This is a genomic window from uncultured Aureimonas sp., assembly GCF_913775355.1.
Lineage (GTDB): Bacteria > Pseudomonadota > Alphaproteobacteria > Rhizobiales > Rhizobiaceae > Aureimonas.
The window spans coordinates 1-2,603 of the sequence record NZ_CAJYIU010000298.1 but is presented as its reverse complement, the minus strand read 5'-3'; the positions used below and the strand labels follow the sequence as shown (position 1 = coordinate 2,603).

The 2,603-nt window shown below is 67.3% G+C and carries 3 protein-coding genes and 1 pseudogene; all 4 read right to left on the bottom strand.

Annotated elements, in window-relative coordinates:
* Nucleotides 1-860: pseudogene (locus QZ753_RS18335) on the bottom strand (conjugal transfer protein TrbE); the annotation flags it as partial.
* An 11-nt stretch (nt 861-871) separates the two neighbouring features.
* Nucleotides 872-1,150 (bottom strand): VirB3 family type IV secretion system protein, encoded by a 279-nt coding sequence (locus tag QZ753_RS18330; RefSeq protein ID WP_294645739.1) that lies wholly within the window; start codon nt 1,148-1,150, stop codon nt 872-874.
* Nucleotides 1,150-1,482 carry a TrbC/VirB2 family protein gene (locus QZ753_RS18325; RefSeq protein WP_294645738.1) on the bottom strand — a complete coding sequence of 111 codons (333 nt, stop codon included), beginning with the start codon at nt 1,480-1,482 and terminating at the stop codon, nt 1,150-1,152. Before QZ753_RS18325 ends, QZ753_RS18330 begins: the two co-directional genes overlap by 1 nt.
* Nucleotides 1,479-2,462: a P-type conjugative transfer ATPase TrbB gene (gene trbB, locus QZ753_RS18320; protein ID WP_294645736.1), complete on the bottom strand. Its 984-nt coding sequence runs from the start codon at nt 2,460-2,462 to the stop codon at nt 1,479-1,481. Before trbB ends, QZ753_RS18325 begins: the two co-directional genes overlap by 4 nt.
* Nucleotides 2,463-2,603: the final 141 nt, after the last annotated feature.

Genomic DNA, 2,603 nt, shown 5'->3' with positions numbered 1-2,603 from the left:
GACTTGCGCTTAGCGAACCACTGGCGACGGATTTTCGTAAGCAGCTTGGTTGCGTCGGCCTTGTCGAGCAGGATCGCGCGCGTGCTCCAGCGATACGGAAAAGCCAGCCGGTTCAAATCGTCGAGCAGGCCCGGCGTCGTCGCGGTCGGGAAGCCGATGATCGTGAGGATACGGAGATGCCGGTCGCCCAGGCGCGGCTCCAGCCCGCCGGTGAGCGGCTGGTCAGTGAGCAGTGCGTCGAGATAGACGGGCGTCTCGGGGACGCGGACGCGATGCCGGTTGGTCGAAACCGTCGAGTGCAGATAGGTCAGCGTCTCGGGATCATCGAGCCAGCGGCATTCCGGCATGAAGCCGTCGAGTAGAGCCAGCACGCGGTCGGTGCGGTCGATGAAACCGCGCACCACCTCATGGGGATCGACGCCGTTCCGTTCGCGCCCCTCATAAAGCCAGGTCTCGGCACGAGCGGCGTCCTCGGCCGGCGGCAGATAGAGGAAGGTCAGGAAGTAGCCCGACACGAAATGCGTACCCGCTTCCTCGAACGCCGCCTTGCGTTCCTCGTCCACCAGACCGGATGCCGGATCGGGGAATTGGCTCGCGGGATAGGTCGCGGCCTCAACGCGCTGCGCCTCCACGAAGATACTCCAGCCCGATCCGAGACGGCGGAAGGCGTTGTTGATGCGGCCGGCGACGGCGACCAGCTCGGCCGCGACGGCGGAGTCCAGGTCGGGGCCGCGAAACGTCGCGGTGCGCTGGAACGACCCGTCCTTGTTCACGACGACGCCGGGGCCGACCAAAGCGGCCCAGGGCAGGAAGTCGGCAAGGCGCGTACCGGTGCGGCGGTATTCGGCGAGGTTCATCATGGCCGCGCCCCTCAAATCGACAGATGACCGGGGATGCGCAGGTGCCGCCGTCCGACCTCGACGAACTGCGGATCGCGCTTCGCGGCCCAGACCGCCGCGACATGGCCGAGCGCCCAGATGACGAGGCCGACCAGCCAGAGGCGTAAGCCCAGGCCCACGGCCCCGGCCAGCGTCCCGTTGAGGATGGCGATGGAGCGCGGCGCGCCCCCGAGCAGGATATGCTCGGTCAGCGCGCGATGGACGGGGACGGTGAAGCCCGGCACGTCCAGTTGCTCGAAGGCGACCGCCATCAGACGAGCGCCCCGCCGCCGAACGAGAAGAAGGACAGGAAGAAGCTCGACGCCGCGAAAGCGATCGACAGGCCGAACACGATCTGGATCAGCTTGCGGAAGCCGCCCGACGTATCGCCGAAGGCGAGCGCCAGCCCGGTGGCGATGATGATGATGACGGCGACGATCTTGGCGACCGGCCCCTCGATGGATTCGAGGATTTTCTGAAGCGGTGCTTCCCACGGCATTGACGAGCCGGAGGCATGGGCGGCCGGGACCATGACGAGGTTGAGGGTGACGAAGGCGACAGCCGACGCGGCATGGCGGCGGGCGCGTGTGAGGGTACGGATCATGAAGGGTCTCCTGTGCTGTTGGGGGTGGCTGGAAGGACGCGGTAGTCCCCGTCCGATCCGAGACCTTCGACGCGGGCGAGTTCGGTGAGCCGGCGCGCGGAACCGCGACCGGAAAGCACGGCCACGACGTCAATCGTCTCGGCGATCAGCGCACGCGGTACGGTCACGACGGCTTCCTGAATGAGCTGTTCGAGACGACGCAGCGCGCCGATGCCGCTGCCGGCGTGGATCGTGCCGATGCCGCCGGGATGGCCGGTGCCCCAGGCTTTGAGCAGGTCGAGGGCTTCGCTGCCGCGCACCTCGCCGATAGGGATGCGATCGGGACGCAGGCGCAGCGAGGATCGGACGAGATCGGAGAGCGTGGCGACGCCCTCCTTGGTCCGCATCGCGACGAGGTTCGGCGCGGCGCATTGCAACTCGCGCGTATCCTCGATGATGACGACACGATCGGAGGTGCGCGCGACCTCGGCGAGCAGCGCGTTGGTCAGCGTGGTCTTGCCGGTGGACGTGCCGCCCGCGACGAGGATGTTGGCCCGATCAGCGACGGCGCGACGTAGAATGTCCGCCCGTTCGGCCGACATGATGCCGGCGATAACGTAATCGTCGAGTGTGAACACTGCGACGGCGGGCTTGCGGATGGCGAAGGCAGGTGCGGCGACGACGGGCGGCAACAGACCCTCGAACCGCTCGCCGGTTTCGGGCAGTTCGGCCGAGACGCGCGGGGATCGGGTATGGACCTCCGCGCCGACGTGATGCGCGACCAGGCGGACGATGCGTTCGCCATCGGCGGGCGACAGCATTTCGCCGGTATCCGCCAGTCCTTCGGACAGGCGATCGATCCAGATGCGTCCGTCCGGGTTCAGCATCACCTCGATGACGGCCGGGTCTTCCAGAAAGCGGGAAATGGCGGGGCCGAGCGCCGTGCGCAGCATCCGCACGCCGCGCTGGATCGCTTCCGGTTTCTGGTGTGCTGTGGTCATGGCGGCCCCGTTTATTCACGGGGCGCGCGACGGACGATCCCCGGATCGGGGTCGATTAAAAGAGCCTGAAATCAGGCAGGTTCAACAAGTATCCAGCGCCGTGCGGGGAGCGGCGGCTATCGGCGGCGAATAGGACGGGTT

What these genes read in the sequence shown, in the direction of transcription:
- QZ753_RS18325 (WP_294645738.1), bottom strand. Translation starts at nt 1,482, where the DNA reads ATGATCCGTACCCTCACACGCGCCCGCCGCCATGCCGCGTCGGCTGTC.
- trbB (WP_294645736.1), bottom strand. Translation starts at nt 2,462, where the DNA reads ATGACCACAGCACACCAGAAACCGGAAGCGATCCAGCGCGGCGTGCGG.
- QZ753_RS18330 (WP_294645739.1), bottom strand. Translation starts at nt 1,150, where the DNA reads ATGGCGGTCGCCTTCGAGCAACTGGACGTGCCGGGCTTCACCGTCCCC.